Origin of the sequence: Sphingobacterium lumbrici, assembly GCF_006476045.1 — a bacterium.
Taxonomy (GTDB): Bacteria; Bacteroidota; Bacteroidia; order Sphingobacteriales; family Sphingobacteriaceae; genus Sphingobacterium; species Sphingobacterium lumbrici.
The window spans coordinates 91,297-115,717 of the sequence record NZ_SRZY01000030.1 but is presented as its reverse complement, the minus strand read 5'-3'; the positions used below and the strand labels follow the sequence as shown (position 1 = coordinate 115,717).

20 protein-coding genes are annotated in these 24,421 nt (G+C 44.5%); 16 read left to right on the top strand and 4 right to left on the bottom strand.

Annotated features, from left to right (window positions below; all coding sequences use genetic code 11):
- Positions 1 to 10 precede the first annotated feature (10 nt).
- The 12 genes from E4F24_RS12315 (at position 11) to E4F24_RS12260 (ending at position 15,713) form a co-directional block, all read left to right on the top strand.
- Positions 11 to 1,825, top strand: coding sequence for a RagB/SusD family nutrient uptake outer membrane protein (locus E4F24_RS12315; protein WP_181182471.1), 1,815 nt, complete (start codon positions 11 to 13; stop codon positions 1,823 to 1,825).
- A gap of 80 nt (positions 1,826 to 1,905) precedes the next feature.
- Positions 1,906 to 3,189 (top strand): TlpA family protein disulfide reductase, encoded by a 1,284-nt coding sequence (locus E4F24_RS12310; protein ID WP_216629175.1) that lies wholly within the window; start codon positions 1,906 to 1,908, stop codon positions 3,187 to 3,189.
- Positions 3,190 to 3,246: 57 nt separating this feature from the next.
- Positions 3,247 to 4,152 (top strand): TraB/GumN family protein, encoded by a 906-nt coding sequence (locus E4F24_RS12305; protein WP_140939201.1) that lies wholly within the window; start codon positions 3,247 to 3,249, stop codon positions 4,150 to 4,152.
- Between the two features lie 37 nt (positions 4,153 to 4,189).
- A complete protein-coding gene (locus E4F24_RS12300) occupies positions 4,190 to 5,389 on the top strand; it encodes a TlpA disulfide reductase family protein (protein ID WP_140939199.1) in 1,200 nt (399 codons plus the stop codon).
- 5 nt (positions 5,390 to 5,394) lie between these two features.
- The gene (locus E4F24_RS12295; RefSeq protein ID WP_140939197.1) at positions 5,395 to 7,461 is read left to right on the top strand and encodes a carboxy terminal-processing peptidase; all 2,067 of its coding nucleotides are present in this window, start codon (positions 5,395 to 5,397) and stop codon (positions 7,459 to 7,461) included.
- A gap of 39 nt (positions 7,462 to 7,500) precedes the next feature.
- Positions 7,501 to 8,706, top strand: coding sequence for a TlpA disulfide reductase family protein (locus E4F24_RS12290; protein ID WP_140939195.1), 1,206 nt, complete (start codon positions 7,501 to 7,503; stop codon positions 8,704 to 8,706).
- Positions 8,707 to 8,752: 46 nt separating this feature from the next.
- Positions 8,753 to 10,000: a TlpA disulfide reductase family protein gene (locus tag E4F24_RS12285; protein WP_140939193.1), complete on the top strand. Its 1,248-nt coding sequence runs from the start codon at positions 8,753 to 8,755 to the stop codon at positions 9,998 to 10,000.
- Between the two features lie 77 nt (positions 10,001 to 10,077).
- Positions 10,078 to 11,208 carry a TlpA disulfide reductase family protein gene (locus E4F24_RS12280; RefSeq protein ID WP_181182470.1) on the top strand — a complete coding sequence of 377 codons (1,131 nt, stop codon included), beginning with the start codon at positions 10,078 to 10,080 and terminating at the stop codon, positions 11,206 to 11,208.
- 32 nt (positions 11,209 to 11,240) lie between these two features.
- Entirely contained in the window at positions 11,241 to 12,449 is a 1,209-nt protein-coding gene (locus tag E4F24_RS12275) for a TlpA disulfide reductase family protein (protein WP_140939189.1), read from the top strand.
- A 22-nt stretch (positions 12,450 to 12,471) separates the two neighbouring features.
- Positions 12,472 to 13,275 carry a GLPGLI family protein gene (locus E4F24_RS12270; protein ID WP_140939187.1) on the top strand — a complete coding sequence of 268 codons (804 nt, stop codon included), beginning with the start codon at positions 12,472 to 12,474 and terminating at the stop codon, positions 13,273 to 13,275.
- 242 nt (positions 13,276 to 13,517) lie between these two features.
- A complete protein-coding gene (locus E4F24_RS12265; protein WP_140939185.1) occupies positions 13,518 to 14,432 on the top strand; it encodes a hypothetical protein in 915 nt (304 codons plus the stop codon).
- A 213-nt stretch (positions 14,433 to 14,645) separates the two neighbouring features.
- Positions 14,646 to 15,713, top strand: a complete 1,068-nt coding sequence (locus E4F24_RS12260) for a hypothetical protein (protein ID WP_140939183.1) — start codon at positions 14,646 to 14,648, stop codon at positions 15,711 to 15,713.
- A 68-nt stretch (positions 15,714 to 15,781) separates the two neighbouring features.
- Here E4F24_RS12260 and E4F24_RS12255 read toward each other — a convergent pair whose 3' ends face one another.
- Positions 15,782 to 16,192: a BrxA/BrxB family bacilliredoxin gene (locus E4F24_RS12255; RefSeq protein WP_140939181.1), complete on the bottom strand. Its 411-nt coding sequence runs from the start codon at positions 16,190 to 16,192 to the stop codon at positions 15,782 to 15,784.
- Between the two features lie 228 nt (positions 16,193 to 16,420).
- Here E4F24_RS12255 and ahcY point away from each other — a divergent pair, with 228 nt between their 5' ends.
- The gene (gene ahcY, locus E4F24_RS12250) at positions 16,421 to 17,737 is read left to right on the top strand and encodes an adenosylhomocysteinase (RefSeq protein ID WP_140939179.1); all 1,317 of its coding nucleotides are present in this window, start codon (positions 16,421 to 16,423) and stop codon (positions 17,735 to 17,737) included.
- A gap of 81 nt (positions 17,738 to 17,818) precedes the next feature.
- Here ahcY and E4F24_RS12245 read toward each other — a convergent pair whose 3' ends face one another.
- The 3 genes from E4F24_RS12245 to upp form a co-directional block, all read right to left on the bottom strand.
- The gene (locus E4F24_RS12245) at positions 17,819 to 18,349 is read right to left on the bottom strand and encodes an AAA family ATPase (protein WP_181182469.1); all 531 of its coding nucleotides are present in this window, start codon (positions 18,347 to 18,349) and stop codon (positions 17,819 to 17,821) included.
- A 218-nt stretch (positions 18,350 to 18,567) separates the two neighbouring features.
- Entirely contained in the window at positions 18,568 to 19,041 is a 474-nt protein-coding gene (locus tag E4F24_RS12240) for a ribonuclease H-like YkuK family protein (protein WP_140939175.1), read from the bottom strand.
- Between the two features lie 107 nt (positions 19,042 to 19,148).
- A complete protein-coding gene (gene upp / locus E4F24_RS12235; RefSeq protein ID WP_140939173.1) occupies positions 19,149 to 19,793 on the bottom strand; it encodes a uracil phosphoribosyltransferase in 645 nt (214 codons plus the stop codon).
- Positions 19,794 to 19,921: 128 nt separating this feature from the next.
- Here upp and uvrB point away from each other — a divergent pair, with 128 nt between their 5' ends.
- The 3 genes from uvrB (at position 19,922) to E4F24_RS12220 (ending at position 24,385) form a co-directional block, all read left to right on the top strand.
- On the top strand, positions 19,922 to 21,952 hold the full coding sequence (uvrB, locus tag E4F24_RS12230) for an excinuclease ABC subunit UvrB (RefSeq protein ID WP_140939171.1): 2,031 nt from the start codon (positions 19,922 to 19,924) through the stop codon (positions 21,950 to 21,952).
- 144 nt (positions 21,953 to 22,096) lie between these two features.
- Positions 22,097 to 23,128: a glutamate 5-kinase gene (proB, locus tag E4F24_RS12225; protein WP_140939169.1), complete on the top strand. Its 1,032-nt coding sequence runs from the start codon at positions 22,097 to 22,099 to the stop codon at positions 23,126 to 23,128.
- A 9-nt stretch (positions 23,129 to 23,137) separates the two neighbouring features.
- Complete coding sequence (locus tag E4F24_RS12220) at positions 23,138 to 24,385, top strand: glutamate-5-semialdehyde dehydrogenase (protein ID WP_140939167.1); 1,248 nt, start codon at positions 23,138 to 23,140, stop codon at positions 24,383 to 24,385.
- Positions 24,386 to 24,421 lie beyond the last annotated feature (36 nt).

The window sequence follows — 24,421 nt, the reverse complement described above, 5'->3', positions numbered from 1 at the left end:
AAATAAGGATATGAAAAGAAAATATGTCATCGGGCTGCTACTGATCGTGTTGGGATCGGGCGCCTGCAAAAAACTAAATGATCTTTCCCCTTTAGCCGAATACACAGATAAAACGTTATGGTCTTCGGAGGAGGATATACAGGCCGCTATTACCGGCTGTTATAAAAGTTGGGAACCGGTTGGGGCATTTCCCCTGCTATTTAGGGATGCCGTGACCGATAATGGTGTCAATCTTAACGACCAGGCGGCCGAAAGTTTTGCCGCTGGTAGATACGATCAGCTTTTAACTTTTGGTACAGGAAGCGAGATTTATAATTATGGAACCATTACTTATTGCAACTGGTTCCTCGAAAATATAGACCGGGCAGATGATTTAAATATTGATCCGGGTTATAAAGCACGCATCATAGCCGAAGCTCGTTTTTTAAGGGCTTACCGCCATTTCCTTCTGGCGCAGTTTTTTCGCAATGTGCCCATGGTATTGCATACGCAAAGCCTTGTAGAAGCCCGTATGCAGGAACCATCGTCACAACAAGAAATAATTAACTTTGTTTTAGCAGAATTGGAAGCCATTACCCCCGATTTACCTTTATCCTATACGAATGCGAACGATAAAGGACGTATAACGCGTGGGGCTGCCTTGGCCTTAAAAGCCCGGATCGAATTGTTTACGAAGAAATATGATGACTGTATTGCTACCTGTAACCAGTTGATGTCGGCTCCTTTTAATTATAGCCTGTATGCTAATTTTCAGGACCTGTTTCGTCCACAGTTTGCAAACAGTGCTATCAATAGTGAAATCATCCTTGAGTCTCAATACGCCTTAAATTATAACCAGAAGTCGCAGTTGGCGCAATTAGCCTTATATCCTGTCGGAAGCAGCAGGGTTATAGCGACCCAAAGCTTGGTTGATGCCTTTGAAACGATGAATGGGAAAACCATTGATCAGGATGCCAGCTACGATCCTTTGCAGCCTTATCAAAACAGGGATCCCCGTTTAGCAGCTACGGTTATTTGCCCTGGCCAGTCTTACAACGGTATTACTTTCGATCCCATTACGCCTCCGGGTGGTGGCGGTGGTCCAATCATCATTGGTGGTGGTGGTGGTCCAGTCATCATTGGTGGTGGCGGTGGCGGCGGCACTATTGGCGGTGGCGGTACCATCGGTGGTGGTGGTGGTCCAGTCATCATTGGTGGTGGCGGCGGCGGTGGTACAGCTGCCGGCTACACCTTAAACGCCAGCAATTATAAAAAAGGGTTTAGCAATTCAACTACCGGTTATAATTTTAAAAAATACCTGAGTGTATTAAATGATTACTGGAATACCGCTTATGGGCTTAATTCACTAGGCAACACAGGTGGTAATGTCATCGTGATCCGCTATGCCGAGGTCTTATTAACCTACGCCGAAGCTAAGATAGAAGCCGGGCAAACAGATCAATCGGTGTATGATGCGATCAACAAGGTAAGGCAGCGCGCAGGGATGCCACAGGTAGATGCCTCTACCCATCCCGATCAGACCGCATTGAGGGCATTAGTGCGCCGTGAAAGAAGAGTAGAGTTGGCGGGCGAGGGCCTGCGTTGGTTCGATATCGTGAGGTGGCAAATTGGGCCTGAGGTAATCAAAGATGTATATGATTGTCTTAATGGTACGATAACAAAGGACCCCCTCAATCCATTCGCACCCCCTGTGATGACCCTTACGCCCAATAGCAGTACGGTACAGTATCAGAGAACATTTACGCCTAAGTACTATATATTCCCGATACCGTTAGAAGAACTACAAATTAATAAAAAACTGGTGCAAAATATAGAATATCAATAAATCAGCAGGTTAACCTGTTAATCAATCAAAAGCAGTTAAATAATTAAACATTAATTAAAAATACGAAGACAATGAAAACAATGAAAACAAAAAATCTGATACCCCTTTCCCTGTTGGTCTTATTCCTTGCCTTTGGAGTAAGCCTGAAAGCACAAGAGGCTAAGCCGGCCGATAAAATCGAACAGTTAAAAGGGTTGGTTCCCTTAGATCCGTTTAAAACTACGCCCGAACAAGACAAGAGTTTCGATATAGAAAACAGTGAAGAGATTTATTTCGAAGACGGTAGCCAAATTACCTTGTCAGATTTGGCGCGATATACGGCTGGTATCGATTATATCAAGGTTTCCTATGTAAACCCAAGCGATAGAAATACCGTTTTGGCAATATTGGTACGCAAGTGTACGCCCGATGAACGGCAGGCGCTGAAATTGATTAAGGAAGCAATGGGCTGGGAGGATTTTCCGGGCGGAGTAGATCCGAATGCACCCGATTTGAGTAGTCCCGACAAGTACATGCCCCTGCAATTTGATCCAAACAGAACGCTGGAAGATGCGCTAAAAGGCCTGACCAAAAAACCAGCCAAATTAGGGCCGGGTATTGTCATGTTCAATCCTTCCAGAACAGCCCTTTATGACGAAAAGGGGAAATTTATTCCTTATTTCTTGCCGGATGGGAAAACGCCAAACCCGACCGTAAATAAATATTTGAACGATGCGAATTTTTCGATAGTGCATTATAAAGACGAGACAGGCCTGATCAAGGTCTCCGTTTTCGTTCCGGCAACCTTGGCGGAGAAAAAAGGAAGAGGGCAAACGGTGACGGCAACAGCCCTTATTGAAGAGGCTGCTGCTAGCAGCGATGGAGACAATAATGGTGGCAGCATGCAGTCTACAGCCTCCTTCCAACAAAAGGTAATCACCCCTGAGGGTGTGGAAGGCGTTTTTGCGATTGGGAAAAAAGCCGATGATTTCACTGCGAAAGATATCAATGGTGCTGATGTAAGCCTGTCGCAATATAAGGGTAAAAAAGTGGTGGTACTCAATTTCTGGTTCACCAGATGCAAGCCTTGTGTGGCCGAGATGCCATTGTTGAACAAGTTGGTAGAGCAATACAAAGGCAAGGACGTTGAATTTATCTCCCTTTGCAATGACGATGAGAAAACCATCAACGAATTTTTAAAGACGCATAAATTCGACTACCGCATTGTTGCCAATACCTTGAAACTGGCCAATAAATATAAAATAACGGGTTTCCCTACGAGTGTTGTGATCGATAAGGATTCAAAAGTTAGTTTTTTTGAAATGGGCGGTTCCGACAAGATCGGCGAGCATTTGAAAAAGGCTATCGACAGCGTATTAAAATAGAAAATAGTATATATTTTACCGCCTGCTTTTTATGGCAGGCGGTATAATCCATCATTTATGAAGAAGATTATCCGTTCAGTTTTTTTTTCACTGGGTTTTATCGTCAGCGGGCTGTCGGTATCGGCGCAAGCCAGCGTTGCTCCCGAGGCGAATACCCTGTTGTGGCGTGTATCGGGCAATGGCCTGAGCAAACCATCATACATTTTCGGGACCATCCATTCCATTTGCAAAGCGGATGCCGAAAAAGTGCTTACGCCGGCGTTGAAACAGGCCATGCAGGACTGCAACGAAGTGATGTTTGAAATAGACATCACCAATACGGCCGCAATGATTGTTGCGGGACTGAGCAATAGCACTATGGCCAATGGAACCAATTTAAAGCAGCTGGTAAACAAGAAACAGTTGAAAATCATTACCGATTATTTTACCACCGAGATTAGCAAATATCCGTTGGAGAGGGTGATGATATTAAGGCCTTTCCTTTTGCAAGGGGATGTGTCGAATAATTTTCTCACTTGCGCAGAGAAGACCTCCATGGAGGGAGAGCTGCACGAACTGGCAGATACGTACAACCTTCCTATCAGCGGTATTTCCAGTGTCAAAGAGCAGGCCTCATTTAGCGATAGCATTCCGTATAAGAAGCAGGCCGAAAGTTTGTTGGAGACGATTCGCAGGGTAAAGAACCCGGAGGCGAACCGCGATTTTTTCGACATCATGAAATTTTACGCTAACCAAGAAATGATCTCGCTCGACAGCATCATAAGGGCTACTATGGGGAGGGGAAAGGAAGATAAGGTGATGCTCGATACCAGAAACAAGCTTTGGATACCCCGGATGCAGGAAAAAATGAAGACACAACAAATATTCCTTGCCGTAGGTGTAGCCCATTTATTTGGTGATGAGGGGATTATCCCGGCCCTACGCCGAGAAGGCTATACAGTAGATGGTGTGCTGGAGCAGTAGGCTGTCCTTAGTCCCTTGAACTAACTAATAAAAACAAATGCAACTGAAACTAAAATATTTAATTGCGGTATTCATCGTTACCATAAGCATGGTCAGGGCTCAAACGCCCAACCTCTTCCAGATTAACGGTACACTTACCGGTATGCCCGATGCAGAGCTGGTGCTGCTTAGTTATTCCAATCTGGGGAAAAAGATGACCGATACCGCCCGGATTAGCGAGGGCACATACAGCTTTATGGGCTCCATCTATGCGCCACAGGTGTTCACGATATCGGTTAAATACAAGCCATCGGCCAAACAGGGTGTAATGCCAAGCGACAAGGCCGAGCTTTACCTCACCGACGGCATAATCAATATCAGCTCGGCTAACACTTTCAATAATATGGAACTGAGCGGAGAGGGAACGATCTGGAATAAGGATTATTGGGCATTGACTCGACAGATAAAGTTAAATGGCGATTCGATTGGTAATTTGATGTATAAATTCCGGATGCCCAGCCAACGGGTCGCTAACTACGAGAAGGCCGTCGCGGCCGGGGAGCAACCGCCTTATAGCCATGCGAACTATGTGCGCGATTCGACAACGTTGAGTTTTATCAACGATGAAGTTCCGGCACTCAAGCAAAGGTTAATTCACCATGTAATGATTCCCTATATCCGGAAGAATCCCAACTCACCGGTTACGCATACGGCTTTAGGTGTGGTGGCGAGTTCGATGGAATATAACCTTACTCAATCTGCGTTTGATCTACTTTCACCCGAAATCAAGAATTCTTATCCTTTACAGCAATTTGCTAAAATGCTGGAGCGTACCGCTAAAACTGGAGAGGGTATTGTAGCGCCGGATATAACCTTGCCCAATGAGCAGGGAAAACTGGTTTCGCTATCGTCGTTACAAGGGAAATATGTGCTGGTTGATTTTTGGGCCAGTTGGTGTAGCCCATGCAGAGGCACAATTCCGATGTTAAAAGAGATCTACGAAAAGTATAAGGATAAGGGGTTCGAAATCCTCAGCGTTTCTATTGATAAGAATGGGCAACAATGGAAGACAGCTTTAGAAGAAGAAAAAATGCCCTGGTATCAGGTGTTGGATGAGAAACATGAAATAGGTAAACTTTATCAGGTAAGTAGCATTCCCCGTTGTTATCTGATAGATAAGGATGGCACTATTATCTCCAGAAATGTAGAGGTGTTTAGGTTGGAAAAGATGCTGGAGAAACTGATAGAAAAAAAGTAAAATAGATGAAACGTAAACTAAACTATTTAATTCCGTTATTCATGGTGATCGTGGGCATGGTAAGCGTGCATGCCCAGAGCCGGAAAGAACAAAGCCGTTTTGATTCGATCGCGCATATATCGGCAAAGATCGCCAAAAAAATACACTACACCTGCAACAACGTTGATGATACCTTTTCGAAGACCTTGTTTAACGATTACCTGAGTACATTAGACAGTTACCATGGTATTTTTTTGCAGGGGGATGTTGAGGACTTAAGGAAGAAATATGAAACCAGGCTCGACGATGAATTTAACGGTGCACCGCTTCGTTTCTTTTTCGAAGTTGACCAACTGTTCAGGAAGCGCCTGAAAAAAATGCAGCCCATCTGGGACGAGATCTTAAGCAGCCCGTTAGACCTTACCAAACGGGAACAGTATCAGTCGCCGAATGGCTATCCGGATGGTTTGGATGCACAAAAGGAAAGATGGCGCCAGGTGTTCACGATGCGGGTACAGAGCGAAATGTATCAGATCATGATGGCTCAGGGAAATGTTTCACTGGCCGAACTGGAACAGCGGGCTCGTGCCGCCGTATGGAGAAGGTTCAGGGGCTATCGGGTCTGCTTTTGGTCCAAGAGAGACCGTGAAGATTCTTTCGGCGACTATATGACCCAGTTCTGCAAAACTTTGGATGCCCACTCGTACTACCTCGGTGAGCAGAGTGCCAAGAAGAAAAAAGACGGTATTGCGGGAATTAGAGGCGGTATCGGGGTGGTGCTGACCGATGTGGAGGGCAGGATGCAGGTGACTTCAATGGTAGCCGGGGCGGCGGCAGCACAATCGGGCAAGATGAACGTGGGCGATGTCATTGTTACGGTCAGAGAAGGTAAATCCAAAGCGGAGGATATTTCGGGCTATGAACATTATTTTGTGTCGGACCTCATAGGTGGTACCCAGGGTACGAAAGTGACCTTAGGCTGCGAGCGGCCTGACGGTTCGAGGTATTCGGTAACCTTGGAAAGGGTCCAGTTAACCCAGGGAGGAACTACGATCAGCAGTTCTGCATTCAACAGCTCCGTGATCAACACCGCGGTAATCGAAAAGAACGGCCAGAAAACAGGTTATATCCTATTGCCCTCTTTCTATTCAGATCCTGTCAATGAGACGGCGCGCGACATAGTTAAAGCCTTGACCAAATTGCAGAACGAAAATGTATCGGCTCTTGTGATCGATCTGCGTAACAATCCGGGAGGGGCTGAGGGCGCCTGCATTGCTGCGATGGGCGAATTTCTGTCGCGCAGTCCCCTTTTTCAGAACAGAAAGAAAGATGGAGAACTAAAAATCCTGACGAGCTATAAAAAGAATATGAATTTTACGGGTTCCTTGGTGCTGTTGGTTAACCCGGCTACAAGATCATGTGGTGATATGTTTACACAGGTGATGCAGGAATACGGCCGTGCCTTAGTGATAGGCGCTCCTACCGGTGGAAAAGGGGTAGGACAGGCGACTGTACCCATTTTAGACAGGAAGAATCCCTATGCTCCGGTGTATAACAACGGTGGCTCTTCATTTGGGAAACTGGTGTTGACCACCGTGACATTTTATGGTGTTACGGGTAATTCGGTACAGCAAAAAGGAGTGATACCCGATGTGCTGCTGCCCGATTACAAAAATTACAGCGGTATGCGGGAAGCCGACAGGAAATATCCTATAGGCTGGGATAGCATTGCGGCGGTAGAATATCCTTTCTGGAATTTTGGCTTCGATCTGGAATCGGTTAAAAAGAAAATGCAGGCCGAGGTAAACAACGATACCATTTACCAGCGTATTGCCGAGAACGAAGCTTGGTTAAGGAAGGCCCGGCAGCAACCTGTTTCGCTGAACTGGGAGGAGTATGTTGCCTCACGGGAGGAAATAACCAAGCGGATACAGGAATCGGCAGCGCTGGCACAGTTAAAGACGAAGCTGTCGGTACGTGTCCCGGTAGGGGATCGTACCAAGGACAGAGAAGGGTTTTTGAACGGGATCAGTACCGATATTTATATCAATACAGCAACAGACGCTGCTTTGGAACTGCTAAAAACCAGATAAAATAGTGATGGACAAGTATAACCTTAAAAAAATCATAGAATGACGTACGCGATAAAATTAATCAACCGTTTTATGTTAAGCCTTGTACTCTGTACAGGCATCAGTTATGCCCAAAAACCAGAGGCAAAGCCCTTTAAAATTACCGGCAAGATTAGCGGTAACCCAAATCTCGTAAAAATTGCGATCTCTCCTTCCATTGCGATGTCGGGGGAAGTTGAAGTAAAGAACGGTCAATACACCATCACTGGTTCCATCAGCGAACCTGCGATTGTGGGCTTGGTTGGCAAAGGCAGGGAAGACGATGAGGATTTTGATTTGAAGGCCAATGTGTACGAGTTGTACCTGGTACCCGGCGAAGTGGTACTCCAGTCGACCAATACTCTGGGCAATACGCAGGCAAGCGGCACCGGAGCCTTATGGAATAAGGACTACAAGTACCTGACCAGGGAGGTAAAGCGCGCACTTGATTTATTCATGAAAACCGGGGATGATGTACAAAACCTCTCTATTAAGATGGAGCTGTATAAAAGGGGCAGGGGCGAAGTGGGGTATGGCCCGAAGGAGTACACGAGGGATTCTATCCTGTACCAAAAAGCAAAAAAATCATTTAGTAATGTGTACAAAACACTGGATAGTGATGTTTTAACTGCGTATATCCGGAAAAATCCGGAATCTCCGCTGGCTATATGGGCATTAACGAATATGGGACGAGGCAAGATCATCAACTACGATACCCAGTCTCCCTTGTACGAGCTGCTTTCGGACGAGGTAAAGGCCTTAAGGGCTGCCAAGTCGTTTAAAACGAAGTTAGATAAGGTGGCTACTACCTTGCAGGGCAAGGTAGCCCCTGATATGGTGCTACCCGATACTTCGGGGCAGCGCCTGTCCTTGGCTTCTATGCGGGGTAAATATGTACTGGTCGATTTTTGGGCCGATTGGTGTGCGCCCTGCCGGGCAGAGTTTCCTTTTTTGCGTGAGGCTTATAGCAAATACGCGTCTAAGGGTTTTACCATACTGGGCGTATCGATACGTTCCGGTACAGATAAGACCGCATGGAAAAAGGCGATCGTAGCAGAGCAATGCAATTGGCCGCAGGTATTCGACGAAAGCGGGAAAACCGCTAGGGAATATTCGATAAGCACTGTTCCCCGTAGTTTTTTGCTGGATCCCAATGGGGTAATCATTGCGCTCAACCTGCGTGGCGAGGCTTTGGAAGCGAAGCTGAAAGAGTTGTTCGGGGAATAATAATTGATATAGATTATACAGGGTAACACTTTAAAAGAGAAATATCATGAAGTACGTGATAAAATTAATCAGCCGTTTTATGTTAAGCCTTGTACTCTGTACAGGCCTCAGCTATGCCCAAAAACCGGGGGCAAAGCCCTTTAAAATTACCGGCAAGATTAGTGGCAACCCAAAGCTCGTAAACATTACTGCCAGTCATAAGATTGGTGCGTTGGGTGTTGGGGGATCAAAAGTAGCCTATGGCGAGCTTGGAGATTATGAAGCTGAAGTAAAGAACGGTCAATACACCATCAGTGGTTCCATCAGCGAACCTACGATTGTGCGCTTGGAAGGCAATGGCAGGGAAGACGACATGGATTTTGATTTTAAGGCCAATGTGTACGAGTTGTACCTGGTACCCGGCGAAGTGGTACTCCAGTCGACCAATACCCTGGGTAATACGCAGGCAAGCGGTACCGGAGCCTTATGGAATAAGGATTACCAGTACCTGGCTAGGGAGGTAAAGCGCGCATTTGATTTATTCATGAAAACCGGAAATGATCAACAAAATCTCTATATCAAGATGGAGCTGTATAGAAGGGGCAAGGGCGAAGTGGGTTATGGACTAAAGGAATACACGAGGGATTCTATCCTGAATGAAGAAGTAAGAGATTTAGCGAATAGTGTGTACAATACACTGGATAGTGCTGTTTTAACAGCATATATCAAGAAAAACCCGGCATCTCCGCTGGCGATATGGGCATTAACGAATATGGAGCGAGGCCAGACCATCAACTACAGTATCCAGTCTCCTTTGTACCAGCTGCTTACAGACGAGGTAAAGGCCTTAAGTGGTGCCAGGCTGCTTAAAGTGTACTTAGATAAGTTGGCTGCTACCTTTCCGGGCAAGGTTGCCCCTGATATGGTACTGCCCGATACCTTAGGGCAGCGCCTGTCCTTGGCTTCTATGCGGGGTAAATATGTACTGGTCGATTTCTGGGCCGATTGGTGTGCGCCCTGCCGGGCAGAGTTTCCTTTTTTGCGTGAGGCCTACAGCAAATACGCGTCTAAGGGCTTTACCATACTGGGTGTATCGGTACCGTGGAATACGGATAAAAGCAAATGGAAAAAGGCGATCGTAGCAGAGCAATGCAATTGGCCACAGGTATTCGACGACAGAGAGAAAGCCACTAAGGAATATTCGATAAGCTACATTCCCCGTAATTTTTTGCTGGATCACAATGGGGTAATCATTGCATGCGATCTGCGTGGCGAGGCTTTGGAAGCGAAGTTGAAAGAGTTGTTCGGGGAGTAATGGGGAAATAAGAATGGTTTTAAAATTAACATATTGAAAAGACAATGAAGTACGTGATGAAATTAATCAGCTGTTTTATGTTAAGCCTTGTACTTTGTACAGGCATCAGCTATGCCCAAACACCGGAGGCAAAGCCCTTTAAAATTACCGGCAAGATTAGCGGCAACCCAAATCTCGTGAAAATTACCGCTTACCAGGTGCTTGGCAGATGGACTGGAGGTGGAAAAGCAGGAAGTTATGGCGAGTTTGGAAGCTATGAAGCTGAAGTAAAGAACGGTCAATACACCATCAGTGGTTCCATTAGTGAACCTACGATTTTGCACTTGGAAGGCCATGGCCGGGAAGACGATGAGGATTTTGATTTTAAAGCCAATGTGTACGAGTTGTACCTGGTGCCCGGCGAAATAGTACTTCAGTCGACCAAGAACCTGGACAATACGCAGGCAAGTGGCACCGGAGCCTTATGGGATAAGGATTACCAGTCGCTGGCCAAAGCGGTCAATATTTTCGATAAAACATACAAGGTATCGAACAATAACCATTTGAGGGGCGAAGAGGAAAACAGGTTAATACAGGAAATTCTGATGCCGTATATCAATAAAAACCCGGGCTCGCCGGTAGCGTTGTGGGCCTTGATGAATATGGGCGGTATCAACAGGAATGCGCAGGATGTAAAGTTTAAATGCGAGCTACAGGTTCCCGCATTCGAGCAGCTATCGCCCGAAATAAAGGCCCTGAAAGTAGCCAAGGCCTTTAAAGAAAGGCTTTATCATGAAGATATGCTACGGATAGGTAAAGTAGCACCCGATTTTACGCTCGCCGATACCTCGGGGCGGCAGCTTTCCCTCTCGTCGTTGCGGGGCAAATATGTACTGATTGATTTTTGGGCCGATTGGTGTGGTCCCTGCCGGGCTTCGTTCCCCGGATTAAGGGCAGGCTACAATAAATACAAGGATAAGGACTTTACCATTTTGGGGGTATCGGTATCCTGGAGAACAAATAAAACCAAGTGGAAAAAGGCGATTGTAGAAGAAGGAAACCATTGGTATCAGGTGTTCGACGAAAACAAGGAGGTTGATAAGTTATACCTGGTCACCGGGGTTCCTGTTAGTTTTTTACTGGATCCGAACGGGGTGATCATTGCCAGGAATGTGATGGATCTGGAAAAAACGCTGGACGAGCTGTTGGGCGAAGAAAAAAGCAAATAAGAAATAACAATATACTTTTAAAAACAAAACAATTGAAACAGATTATCCACATAGCAATAGCCGTGCTGTACAGCCTTGTACTTACAGGGGTAAGCTATGCCCGGTCGGCCCCGCAACCCTTTAAGATTACCGGTAGTATAAAAGGCAATACCCGGATCGTCCGGGTGACCGCTACTTATGGCAATGCAGAACCCATCGTTGCGCAGGTTAAGAACGGACAATATGTCATCAGCGGATCCCTGACCGAACCTACGATTATACATCTGCAGGGCGAGGGTAAGGCCGGAGACAACGATTTTGATGAAGCTGCCAATCGCTACGACCTGTACCTGACACCGGGCAATGTGCAGCTCCGGTCGGACAAGAGCCTGGGCAATACTCAGGTAAGCGGGCCGGGTGGCAAATGGAACAAAGATTACCAATACCTAATGGGGGAGGTGAAGCGTACCGAAGATTCCATTTACAACCTATCGCAAAAAGCGATGGACCTGAATGTCTGGTTGATTATGTATAAAAATGGAACAGCCCCGGCTCCTTACGGTCTTCAAGAATACCAAAGGGATTCCATTAAGTACAAAGCGATAGGCTATTGGTCGGAGAGGGGATTGGACAGTGTTTTGAACAGCAGTGTTTTGGTTCCCTACATCAAAAAAAATCAAGGATCGCCGGTGTCTTTATGGGCATTGTTCCAGATCGGAGGGTTTACCAAAGAGTACAAGTACGACCTGCAATACCCTTTGCTTGAGCAGCTTTCGCCGGAGGTAAAAGCGTTGGGTTTTGCCCAGCGGCTGAAAAGGGCGATAGAGATGAACGGCATTACGGAAGTGGGAAAGGTAGCCCCGGAGATCATGCTGCCCGATACATCGGGACAGAATCTTTCTCTGTCTTCTTTACGGGGGCGGTATGTACTGGTGGATGTATGGGCGGATTGGTGCGGTCCCTGCCGCATGGAATTTCCTCACATGGCCAAGGCTTACGAGAAATACAAAGACCGGGGCTTTACCATTTTTGGGGTATCGCTGGCTTTTAATAGCAGCAAAGCGAGGTGGAAAAAAGCCATTGTAGATGAAAAGAGCTATTGGCTGCACGTGTTCGACGAGAAGGATAGTATCTTAAAAACGTATGGCATTAACAGTGGAATTCCCAAAAATTATCTACTTGATCCCAAAGGGGTCATCATTGCCAAGAATTTATGGGGCGATGCACTTGAAAAGAAACTGGACGAACTATTAAGTAAATAATTATAAACAAAACAAAAAATATATGAATATGAACAAGATGATGATCGCGACAATTTTATCCCTGTTTGTCGTTGTGAGCAATGCCCAGCAAAAGGAAGGGAAAATAATTTATGAGTACAGTAAAACGTATAAAGAGAAAGTTAAGACGGGCACCATTTCAGGTAATGGAATGGTTATTGGGAGTGGGGAAGAAGCCCCGGCACCGCCGCCTGATAAATATGAATTGCTGTTTGGTAATAATAAAATGACCATGAAAAAGCTGAAAGAGGAGATAAAAGGTATGGTATTTAGCGGAGCTATAGAATTTGGAGCCAGCGTAAACGATGTGGTGTTTTGTGATTTCGGAACAGGGGTGAATACGACTCAAAAAGATGTTTTTAATACATTGTATCTGGTAGATGAACCTGTTGTGAAGCTGGATTGGAAAATGAGTGGGGAAAAGAAGACCATTTTAAAGTTTACCTGTCAAAAGGCTACCGCTACCATTATTGGCAAGCGGATACAAGGCTCGATGAAAGATGGTAAGGTGGTCACCGTGGAAGTGCCCGATACCACTACGATGACGGCATGGTTTACCACAGAGATTCCTGTACCGGCAGCGCCGAAAGTACAGGGGCAACTGCCGGGTGTAGTGCTTGAACTGGAAGAAAATACTGCTTTTGCCGTAATCCTGTATAAGGCAACAGCGCTTACAGATAAAGTAATTTTAGCGGATATTAAACCGTCTGCCGAAGGGAAAAAACTAAGCCCGGACGGATTCAAGAAAGAAATAGAGGCGAAGAAGAAAGAAATGGAAACAAGCGGAGGGATTTTCAGGATAAATTAAAACTAAACAAAAACTAAACTTACCCGTTGTGCATGATGAAATCGTAAAGCGCTTTAATGCTGACCGCAGTCAGGGATCTGTAAACTATGCCTTTCTGTGCAGCGAACAGATACTTCGGCAAGCCTCAGTATGACAAAAAAGAACGATTTAGTTCTTAACTTAACGACATTGGACTGCCGTCAGGATGACAGCGTTGAAGTAATAATGCACAACGGATTAAACTTATAATTATAGATATACTGATGAAAAAAAACAAAGCAATAATGATCGTGTTTTTTGTGCTGGCTGCATTGCAGGGGATGGCGCAAAAAAAAGTACAAATAAACCTGAAGGTAGGTGATAAATTACATCAGGAATTAAAAAGAACCTCCCACCGTCAGGACATGAAACCGAGCGGAGAAACAATTGAATACCATACCGAAAATATAGTGGGTTTTACGTATGAGATATTGAGTGCCGGTGGGGGGACCTATGATGCGAAAGTGACATATAGTTTCCTGAAGTTTAAGGCGGGTTCTCCTGGTTCGGAGGGCGAAATTACCTTTGATTCGCAGAACGGGGAAGACATGGCCGGAGAGATGGGCGAAGCGGTAAAGGGAGTGATAGGAAAAAGTTATGTTTTTACCATCGATGCCAACACGCATAAAGTAACCGCTATTAAGGAGGGGCTCGCTAAAGGAGCAGCAGCGGAAAAACAACCGGGCCCTTTGGATCCGGGGACCAATCTTTTTCCCCAGGATGATGAAGCATTGAAAAGAAGAGTAGAGGGTGCTTTTGGTGGATCGATCTCGGACCAAACACCGGTAGCCGGTGCTAAATGGGACAGATCCATTACAGATCTTAAAAAAGGTATCACCACTAAAACAACGGTTAACTACACCCTTAACCGCATTGATGGCGATCAGATCTACATCGATGCCACAGGGAAATCAATTGTTGATGGGGTACCGGAGGGTATGGAGGAAATGGGCGATTTTAACCTTACGGCAGTTTTTGATAGCCAAACTAACATAAAGGTGGATGCGAAAGCCGGAATTCTAAGTGAAGTTAAGTCGAAAACTAAAGGCGAGCAAACTTTTTATACACCTCAGGGGGATCACAAAATGAATATAACCATTTCGGATGTTGAAACGGTGAAAAGGACAGGAACAAACTAAAACAGGAACAAACTAAACGTAAAAAGGGCTTCTCCAATTCGGAGAAGTCCTTTTTTTAGGCGTAATGTATGTCCGGGCAACGAGAGACTGATGCGGTCACGCAATAGCTTTTTCCTTGTTCGGGATGAAGCAAATTTGAATCATCAGATATTATTGATATATTTAACGTATCTAACATTAAACTTTATCAACAATAAACGAAATTGTCCGGTTATGAAAAAAATTATTTTATTTCTTTGGGTTGCACTATTTTATGGCTGTGAGAAGCCTGTTGAACCAACCCCTGAACCAACTCCTGAACCACCACCGGTAACAACAACTATCGAAATTAATTTTGACAACGATAACAATTCGAGTTTGATGTTCCAGGATGGAGAATCAATAGCACTGCTTACCTCGGAGGAAAGGCGCTATGACATCGGGCAGGTATTGCGGGTAAAAGCCGTAGATTTGACTACGCTGGAAGTAGCCAACTTTGCACCAACGGATATTGTTAATGCTACTATATTGGTAACCATCGAAGGGCATCCAAAGCCGATCAAACTTTTTAATATTGGAAAGATCAGGGCACATGCCGTTCAACAGATCAAATATCCATTCATCGATGGCGATACAAAATTCCTCGACATTGATGATCAGGAGGTAGATTTAGCACAGTATAAAACAACAGGTATCCCTATCGCAAACGTGTCCTTTGATTTCACCGGAGAGACTGACCTGATCAAAAAACTGAAGTTATTGGGTAAACTAAAATGGAAAATCAAATACCATGATTTTGACCCCAATGATGATCCGGGCAATAACTGGAAGGATAATATCGATGCCAAAGATGTTCGGAGATTTTCGGGGATCATCATCAATCTGGCGTATTTGTTTCAGGCAGAATCAACCAAAACCGCATTTATTGCTGAGCCAATTACAGATAACAATAATGTAGCGATGAGTACCGAGCAAAAACAAGAGGTTTTTAAAAAGATAATCGATATTCCATTATTCCATTGTGGCGTAGTAGTCAATGTTTCCGGCTTAGGTGGAGGATCTACTTTCGGATTGGCTAACCATGTTTTAAAAGACTACCTGACTAAGGATGTATGTGAGATTACGGTACACGAAATAGGTCACATGATTGGTTATTCGCATACCTCTAGTATGACCTATCCTTCAAACCCCGACAAGCGGGGTGCAGTTGTAGCAACCGGTCAGGCATACACGATTATGTTGTCGAGAAACGAATTCCCGATCAGAAAGAATAATTATTACAAGGCGGTTGATTTTGAATAGCTAAGCATAAAAAAGGCTTCTCGGATAAAGAGAAGCCTTTTTAAATTCAAAAAACCAACAGGTAGTTGTTAACAGTATTCATCAAATGCTGCAACAAGATTGTCTGCAATCATTTGAGCAGGACGACCTTCAATCATGTGTCTTTCGATCATGTGTACCAATTTACCATCTTTGAATAAAGCCATTGCCGGAGAAGACGGAGGATAAGGCAACATATATTGACGGGCTTTATCCACGGCATCTTTTTCCATTCCTGCAAATACGGTAACTAATTTGTCGGGATGTTTTTCGTTTTTAACGGCTGCTTTCGCTGCCGGACGTGCATTGGCCGCGGCACATCCACATACGGAATTTACCACGACAAAAACCGTTCCTTCTGAAGGGATTGCGGAATCAACTTCTTCGGAGGTTTTAAGTTCCTGGAAGCCTGCGTCTACCAGTTCCTGACGCATGGGAGCTACTAAATATTCTGGATACATCGTTGTTAAATTTAAAAAGTCAAAATTAAAAAACAGTAAGACACTACATCGACAATATCGTCATTGTACCGGATGAATGTCTAATGCAAATATAAATTATAAAATTGCGCGCGTCAAGTTCGGATCCTCAATATAATGTCACTTTTGCATACTTAATATAATTAAAGACTTTGAATTGAGTTGATTTTCAAGTAATTTTGCCCTTCTAAAATATTTAAAGAATACATTATGTCATCATTAGAAACTACTTACGTTCCTTACAAAGTAAAAGATATTACGCTAGCAGAGTGGGGACGCAAAGAAATAGAATTGGCTGAGGCAGAAATGCCCGGGTTGATGAGTTTGCGTGCAGAATTTGGTGCTGCCAAACCATTAAAAGGAGCCCGGATTGCAGGATGTCTTCACATGACGATTCAAACCGCGGTATTAATCGAAACCCTGGTCGAATTGGGGGCGGATGTAAGCTGGTCTTCTTGTAATATTTTCTCTACGCAGGATCACGCTGCTGCTGCTATCGCTGCCGCGGGTATTCCGGTGTATGCGTGGAAAGGATTGACGGAAGAAGAGTTTAACTGGTGTATCGAGCAAACCTTGTTTTTCGGTGAAGACCGCCAACCGCTAAATATGATCCTGGATGACGGGGGAGATCTGACCAATATGGTCTTCGATAAATTCCCGGAATTGATTGACGGAATTAAAGGACTTTCAGAAGAAACAACAACAGGGGTACACCGTTTGTATGAGCGTATGAAAAACGGTACGTTACACTTACCTGCTATCAATGTTAATGATTCTGTTACGAAATCTAAATTCGATAATAAATATGGATGTCGCGAATCATTGGTCGACGCGATCCGTCGCGCAACGGACTTAATGTTGGCAGGTAAAGTCGCTGTAGTAGCAGGCTATGGTGATGTGGGAAAAGGGTCTGCAGAATCATTGCGTTCGGCAGGTGTACGTGTAATCGTTACTGAAATTGATCCGATCTGCGCGTTGCAAGCTGCAATGGAAGGTTTTGAAGTGAAAAAATTTGCGGATGCGGTAAAGGAAGCTAATATTGTCGTAACAACGACAGGTAATAAGGATATTGTGCGTGCGGAGCATTTTAAAGCGATGAAAGATAAAGCTGTGGTGTGTAACATCGGGCATTTCGATAATGAAATTGATATGGCCTGGCTGAATACGAATTACGGTGATACCAAAATTGAAATCAAACCCCAGGTTGACAAATACACCATCGACGGAAACGATATCATTGTATTGGCAGAAGGCCGTTTGGTGAATTTAGGTTGTGCTACAGGTCATCCGTCTTTTGTGATGTCAAATTCATTCACCAACCAAACGTTGGCGCAATTAGAACTCTGGACAAATACAGCGGCGTACGAAAATAAAGTGTACACCTTGCCTAAGCATTTGGATGAGAAGGTAGCTCGTCTTCATTTAGCACATATCGGTGTAGAATTGGATACGTTAACGGAAGAGCAGGCTGCTTATATCGGTGTGACGGTTGATGGTCCTTTCAAATCGGACGCTTACAGATACTAAGTCGGACCGGGCTTTCGAAGCTCAACTCAATATTAAAAAAGTCTTGTTCTGACGAAGAACAGGACTTTTTATAGTTAATTTTTATTGAAACACATTTTCTTTTACCGCTTTTAAAGCATGGTGCAGGCGGTCATCACCCAAACCGGAGACAATTACATACCTGGCATGCAAATCGGCCAGTTCTTTCTTCCAGATCTCCATAAAATGTTCACGTTGGTCGGGGAAGTCTCTCAACGGGTCATCCTGCCAGGGGAGATCGATATCCATCAGGAGGTACAGATCATACGGCCTGTTTTTTATTTCTTCTTTTATACGCGACGGGGTATCGTGGAACAGGTAATCACACCATATTTTTACGGTTAGAATCGTCGTGTCCAGGATGATAATTTCATTTTTTACCAACGGAATCAGTGCCTCTTCTAATGCGACCTGACCGTGGAACATATTCACTTCATCCTGCAAGGTGTACGTATTATGAAGGTCTTGGCAATAATAGCGGGAATATTCCGGTACACAAACTGTGTCCAATTGCCCGGCTAAATATGTCGCTATCGTGGATTTTCCGGTGGATTCGGGGCCAACGACGGCTATTTTTTTTATATGCTTTTTCACGTTTATGAATCCTTTTTACACATTTATCAGGTTTTCGTTCACCCTGGAAAACCGTTCTATGCAATAATAGCAAAAGTAAGCCAATAAATAACGTGCCTGCCTGTTCTAAAGCAGTGGTTTGTGCAGATTGTTGTAAAATCAGGAGAGAAAACCCGGTACACCTCAATTGTTTTTTGCAATTAAAGATACACGTAAAACAGGAAAAACCGCTCCGGTTGCTATTGTACTACCTTGTTGGCACAGGCTGTACTTGCAAATGATTCGGGTTTGGCCTTGAAAATAAATCCCATGCCCATGATATAACCCATCGCTTCTTTGAGCGCTACATTGGATTGGAAATTTGGGTTGGTGTTGATGTCGGCATGGACTTCGAGGTCGATGTGGTATTGGTCAAGGAGGGGGCAGAGGTGATAGGCTATTGCTATCGATTTTTGAACCTCTGTGAGCATACGTTCTTTTATACTCATTCGATGCTGCTTTTTGTCTCGCTGGATAAACATAAACCCTCCTTTGTGCTCTCGTAAGAAAACGATGACGGTTGCGAATTCGATAATTCCCCGTTTTACCTGAGAATCGGTTCCGATGTAAACCTTGAGCTTGTTACCTACATGGGCTTCTCTACGTATGATGTCTTCAACAGCTTCGTTGATAGGCATCCGTATGACTTCGCCATTGTATTTGTGCCATTCCATAATGTTGTTTTTTTTGATATATTAAATTTAGAGTTATTGTGTTCATTTTTTGTTAATTACGTATTAATTTTTAACTGATTTACTGATGAGCCGATAGGGCATCATGGTTACTCTTTATTACCGTAGGCCAAATCTCCTGCATCTCCCAGCCCCGGGACGATATAGGATTTGCTGGTCAGTTCGTTGTCCACGTCGCCGATCCATATATGCGCTTCGGGTACGAATGCCCGCACATGCTGGATGCCTTCCTCGGAGGCAATGACGGCGGCAATATGAAGTTCCTTGATGTCATATTCTGCCAACAGCTCTTTGCAGCATAAGACGAGGCTTCTTCCTGTGGCAAGCATCGGATCGACCATAACGACAGTCTTGTTGTCCAGATTGGGTGTATTCATGTATTTTTTATGTACTTCAAATTCACCGCTTTTTTTGGTGTGCCGGTAAGCCGCTATAAAACCGCTGTCCGATTTATCGAATACATGTAGAAAACCTTGGTGGAAAGGTAAGCCCGCACGCATAATAGTAATCAGAACAGGATGCTCGACCAGCTGATGCGCTGTGGCGACACCCAGGGATGTTTCGACCTCGTGAGGTGCATATTGAAATGTTTTACTGATTTCGTAGGCCATAATCTCACCCATACGCTCTAAGTTTTTACGAAAGCGTAACCTGTCTTGTTGGATATGTACATCGCGCAATTCGGCTAAAAAGTGATTGGCTATGCTGTTATGTTGCGTGAGAATGGTTATCATAGCGTATTGGTTTTAATTTCTACCAATTTAACAAAAAAAATCATTGAATGTTTATTTCAGGCGACATTAATTGTATGGAATAATAAGATGACGAACATTTTTATTAAGTTTACACTTCACGAAGTAATATGGAATTTCAATTAACATCTGAGTATAAACCGACAGGGGATCAGCCGCAGGCTATCCGGGAATTAGTGGCCGGGGTGAATGACGGAGAGCACTATCAAACGCTATTGGGGGTAACCGGATCGGGTAAAACATTTACTGTTGCCAATGTGATTCAACAAACTCAAAAACCAACATTGATATTGAGTCATAATAAGACATTGGCGGCTCAGCTGTATGGCGAATTTAAACAATTCTTCCCGGAAAATTCTGTTCAGTACTTTGTTTCCTATTACGATTATTACCAACCCGAAGCTTTTATAGCTTCTTCGAATACGTATATTGAGAAGGATTTAGCCATTAATGAGGAGATTGAAAAGTTGCGTCTGGCAACGACATCGGCACTGATGTCGGGCCGTAGAGATGTTATTGTGGTTTCTTCTGTATCGTGTATCTACGGTATGGGGAATCCGGAAGATTTTTCGCGTTCTATTTTTAGGTTTGGTGTTGGTACTACGGTTTCACGCAACGCATTTTTGCATAAGTTGGTTGAAATTCTGTATTCCCGGACAACGACTGATTTTAAGCGGGGAACTTTTCGGGTTAAAGGGGATACGGTGGATGTGTATCCCGCTTATCTTGATATTGCTTATCGTATATCATTTTTTGGCGATGAAATTGATGAACTGAGCGAAATCGATCCCGGCAGTGGAAAAACTTTGGTTAAGCATGAAGCATTATCCCTGTTCCCGGCCAATCTGTTCGTGACACCTAAGGATAAATTTACGGAATCTATCTGGCAGATTCAGGAAGAATTGGTGCAGCGGAAAACGCAGTTGGAAGAAGCGGGGAAAATGTTGGAGGCAAAGCGGCTCGAAGAGCGTGTGAACTATGATCTGGAAATGATGCGCGAACTGGGATACTGCTCAGGAATTGAGAACTACTCCAGATTCTTTGACGGCAGGCAACCGGGGATGAGGCCTTTCTGTTTGTTGGATTATTTTCCGGAAGACTACCTGCTGGTGATTGATGAGAGTCATGTTACCTTACCCCAGCTCCGCGCGATGTATGGCGGTGACCGCTCTCGTAAAATTTCGTTGGTCGAGTATGGTTTCCGGTTGCCCGCGGCACTGGATAACAGACCGTTGAATTTCCCCGAATTTGAATCGTTGACGAATCAAACCATCTATGTATCGGCTACGCCCGGAGACTATGAACTGCAGCAGACGGAGGGTGTCGTCGTGGAACAGGTAATCCGTCCGACAGGCTTATTGGATCCGGTGATTGAAATAAAACCTGCTGTGAATCAGGTTGATGATTTTCTGGAAGAGGTAGATAAGGCGATCAGGGAAGGGGGGCGTATTCTGGCGACTACGTTAACAAAACGTATGGCTGAGGAACTGACAAAATATATGAGCCGACTTAACATCAAGGTACGTTATATTCACTCCGAGATTAAAACATTAGAGCGGGTGGAAATCCTGCGAGGTTTGCGCTTAGGGGAATTTGATGTACTGGTGGGCGTGAACCTTCTGCGGGAAGGATTAGATTTACCGGAGGTCACGTTGGTCGCCATCCTGGATGCGGATAAAGAAGGGTTTCTGCGTTCGGAACGATCACTTATCCAAACGATAGGCCGTGCGGCGCGTAATGATAAAGGACGTGTGATTATGTATGCGGATAAGGTGACGGCAAGTATGCGGGTTACGATCGAGGAAACGAACCGGAGGAGAGATAAGCAGATGGCTTATAATCAAAAACACGGCATCACTCCGCGTACGGTGGGTAAGACCCGTGAAGAAATTCTGGAGCAAACTTCTGTGGTGGATTATAAGCCGGGAGAAGCGAAGGCATATATTGAACCGGATGCAGGTTCTATGCTGGCTGCTGATCCGTTGATGGAGTATATGAGCGAGAAGGATATGAAAAAGGCGGTGGATACGGTGCGTAAGCGTATGGAGAAAGCGGCTAAAGACATGGATTTTCTGGAAGCTGCTAAGCTACGTGACGAAATGTTCGCGTTAGAAAAAATGTATATGGATCGATTTGGGTAATGGTACGGTCACTGCCAGATAGATTAGGTTTTTTTTGGGGGATTTTACGGAGTCAGAAAATTGAAATTTTATTTATTTTGTTAAAAATTCGCTATATATTTATATTTTTCCAAAATATAAACGTGTATTTTTAATAAAATTTAAATGAAGAAGCCAATATTGGTTATCAAATTCGGTTCTGCTTCTATTACCACGAATGGCGAAATAGATGAGCAGATCGTTTTGGAAATCGCAAGACAAACTGCTCAACTGCAATCTTCCTATAATATTGTACTGGTATCTTCGGGGGCTGTCGCTGCCGGAAAGAGATATTTACCCGGATACAGTGGTACCCTTTCGGAACGGAAAGCAGCCGCGGCTATTGGCAATCCGTTATTGGTACGAACTTATGCAACGTATTTCAAACCGTTTAAAATCGCTTTAGCGCAAAGTCTTTGTGAACGTCATCATTTTGCAAACCGGGATCAGTTTCTCCAGCTAAAAAGTACTTACGAAACATTGTGGAGAAATAATATTATTCCAATTGCAAATGAAAATGATGTGGTGAGTAATAAGGAGCTCAAATTTTCGGATAATGATGAGCTTGCTACGTTAATAGCTGTTGGGTTCGGAGCCGAACAGATTCTCTTCAGTACATCGGTTCCCGGTGTTTTGGATGCTAAAGGTCAGGTTATTCCCGAAATTAAGGTGATTGATAAGGCTGCACTTGCTTTAGCACGCAAGGAGAAGTCTGCGGTCGGACTAGGTGGAATGACTTCTAAATTGAATTTTGCGCGCTTGGCTAATCAAATGGGGATTAAGGCTGTTATTTTTAGTATGCAGATCGAAAATGGCATATTGAAAGCTGTAAAAGGAGAGACGGGAACGGTGTGTTATGCGCAAAAGAAAAAAGTATCTTCCCGTAATAAATGGTTGGCAAGCGGCAGTTTGATTTCAGGACTGGTAACAGTGGATGAGGGGGCGATACAGGCGTTGCAAAGTAGAAAAAGTTTATTGGCGGTAGGGGTGAAGGATGTCGTGCAGGATTTTGAGGTTGGTGAGGTATTTCAGATCGCCAACGGTGAGGGAATCATTTTTGCCGTTGCCAAGTCTAAGTTGGATTCGTCTACACTGAAAAACGAAGCAAATAAAAGGAATTTAGAAATTGCGCATGCCGATGATATTGTGCTTTTATAATTATAGGAGATGGAAACCATAGAACAGCAACTGAAAGACGCGAGCCGTGCAAAACAGGTTATTCAACCTCTTTCTGTAGAAATGAAACGAAACGTATTGGCAGGCTTGTCTTCTCTTTTGATCGCGAATACGGAAGAAATTATGGCCGCCAATCAAAAGGATTTGGATCGTATAGATAAAGCTGATCCGAAATATGATCGGCTGGTGTTGAATAAAGAGCGGATTGAAGGCTTGGCCCACAGTGTAATAGCGGTAAGCCGACTGGAAGATCCTGCCGGAAAGGTGCTGCTCGCTAAACAATTGGATAATGGTCTGCGTATTGAAAAGAAATCGGTGCCGTTGGGGGTTGTGGGTGTTATTTACGAATCCCGGCCAAATGTAACCATTGATGTAGCTGCCCTCTGTATGCAGTCGGGAAATGTATGTTTATTGCGGGGCGGTTCGGATGCCTGGTTTACCAATAGCATATTAGTTGGTCTGATTCATACCGCTCTCGCTGCGTTTGATCTGGATAAGCATATTGTTCAGCTCCTTCCCACGGATCGGAAGTTTGTCGCTGAGTTGCTGACAGCGACGAAATATGTTGATATTATTATTCCGCGGGGATCCCAGTCACTGATCGATTTTGTACGGGAGAACGCCAAAGTACCGGTGATCGAAACCGGAGCCGGTGTGTGTCATACCTATGTGGAGGAAACTGCGAACCTGGAAGATGCGGCTAAGATTGTCGCCAATGCCAAGATTTCGCGCCCTTCGGTCTGCAATGCCCTGGATACAATATTGGTGGACCGCAGGGTGTCTGAAAACTTTCTGCGCAAAGTGGCTCCTTTATTACAAGACGCCGATGTCGAGATTTTTGCAGATAAGGACGCGTTTGTAACATTGAAAAATTTGAACTATCCTCTTCTTCAGGAGGCAACGGAATCTGATTTTGGAAGGGAATTTCTGGATTTTAAATGTTCGGTGAAAGTGATCGACAGTTTTCAGCAGGCTTTAGATCATATTGCATCATATTCATCTAAACACTCCGAATGTATTGTTTCGGCTAACCCGGATCGTATCGCTACTTTTATGAATGTAGTCGATGCCGCTGCGGTCTATGCGAATGCGTCGACACGTTTTACGGATGGAGGGGAATTTGGGCTGGGGGCGGAAATAGGAATTTCTACGCAAAAATTACATGCCAGAGGACCTTTTGCACTGGAAAAGCTGGTGACTGAAAAATGGTTAGTAACGGGTAATGGGCAAGTGAGGTAAGGCGTGACGGGTAACGCGTGACGCGTAACGCATAAC

What these genes read in the sequence shown, in the direction of transcription:
- E4F24_RS12270 (WP_140939187.1), top strand. Translation starts at nt 12,472, where the DNA reads ATGAATATGAACAAGATGATGATCGCGACAATTTTATCCCTGTTTGTC.
- E4F24_RS12300 (WP_140939199.1), top strand. Translation starts at nt 4,190, where the DNA reads ATGCAACTGAAACTAAAATATTTAATTGCGGTATTCATCGTTACCATA.
- E4F24_RS12280 (WP_181182470.1), top strand. Translation starts at nt 10,078, where the DNA reads ATGTTAAGCCTTGTACTTTGTACAGGCATCAGCTATGCCCAAACACCG.
- E4F24_RS12220 (WP_140939167.1), top strand. Translation starts at nt 23,138, where the DNA reads ATGGAAACCATAGAACAGCAACTGAAAGACGCGAGCCGTGCAAAACAG.
- uvrB (WP_140939171.1), top strand. Translation starts at nt 19,922, where the DNA reads ATGGAATTTCAATTAACATCTGAGTATAAACCGACAGGGGATCAGCCG.
- E4F24_RS12315 (WP_181182471.1), top strand. Translation starts at nt 11, where the DNA reads ATGAAAAGAAAATATGTCATCGGGCTGCTACTGATCGTGTTGGGATCG.
- E4F24_RS12260 (WP_140939183.1), top strand. Translation starts at nt 14,646, where the DNA reads ATGAAAAAAATTATTTTATTTCTTTGGGTTGCACTATTTTATGGCTGT.
- E4F24_RS12265 (WP_140939185.1), top strand. Translation starts at nt 13,518, where the DNA reads ATGAAAAAAAACAAAGCAATAATGATCGTGTTTTTTGTGCTGGCTGCA.
- E4F24_RS12310 (WP_216629175.1), top strand. Translation starts at nt 1,906, where the DNA reads ATGAAAACAAAAAATCTGATACCCCTTTCCCTGTTGGTCTTATTCCTT.
- E4F24_RS12295 (WP_140939197.1), top strand. Translation starts at nt 5,395, where the DNA reads ATGAAACGTAAACTAAACTATTTAATTCCGTTATTCATGGTGATCGTG.
- proB (WP_140939169.1), top strand. Translation starts at nt 22,097, where the DNA reads ATGAAGAAGCCAATATTGGTTATCAAATTCGGTTCTGCTTCTATTACC.
- E4F24_RS12290 (WP_140939195.1), top strand. Translation starts at nt 7,501, where the DNA reads ATGACGTACGCGATAAAATTAATCAACCGTTTTATGTTAAGCCTTGTA.
- E4F24_RS12305 (WP_140939201.1), top strand. Translation starts at nt 3,247, where the DNA reads ATGAAGAAGATTATCCGTTCAGTTTTTTTTTCACTGGGTTTTATCGTC.
- E4F24_RS12285 (WP_140939193.1), top strand. Translation starts at nt 8,753, where the DNA reads ATGAAGTACGTGATAAAATTAATCAGCCGTTTTATGTTAAGCCTTGTA.
- upp (WP_140939173.1), bottom strand. Translation starts at nt 19,793, where the DNA reads ATGATAACCATTCTCACGCAACATAACAGCATAGCCAATCACTTTTTA.
- ahcY (WP_140939179.1), top strand. Translation starts at nt 16,421, where the DNA reads ATGTCATCATTAGAAACTACTTACGTTCCTTACAAAGTAAAAGATATT.
- E4F24_RS12240 (WP_140939175.1), bottom strand. Translation starts at nt 19,041, where the DNA reads ATGGAATGGCACAAATACAATGGCGAAGTCATACGGATGCCTATCAAC.
- E4F24_RS12255 (WP_140939181.1), bottom strand. Translation starts at nt 16,192, where the DNA reads ATGTATCCAGAATATTTAGTAGCTCCCATGCGTCAGGAACTGGTAGAC.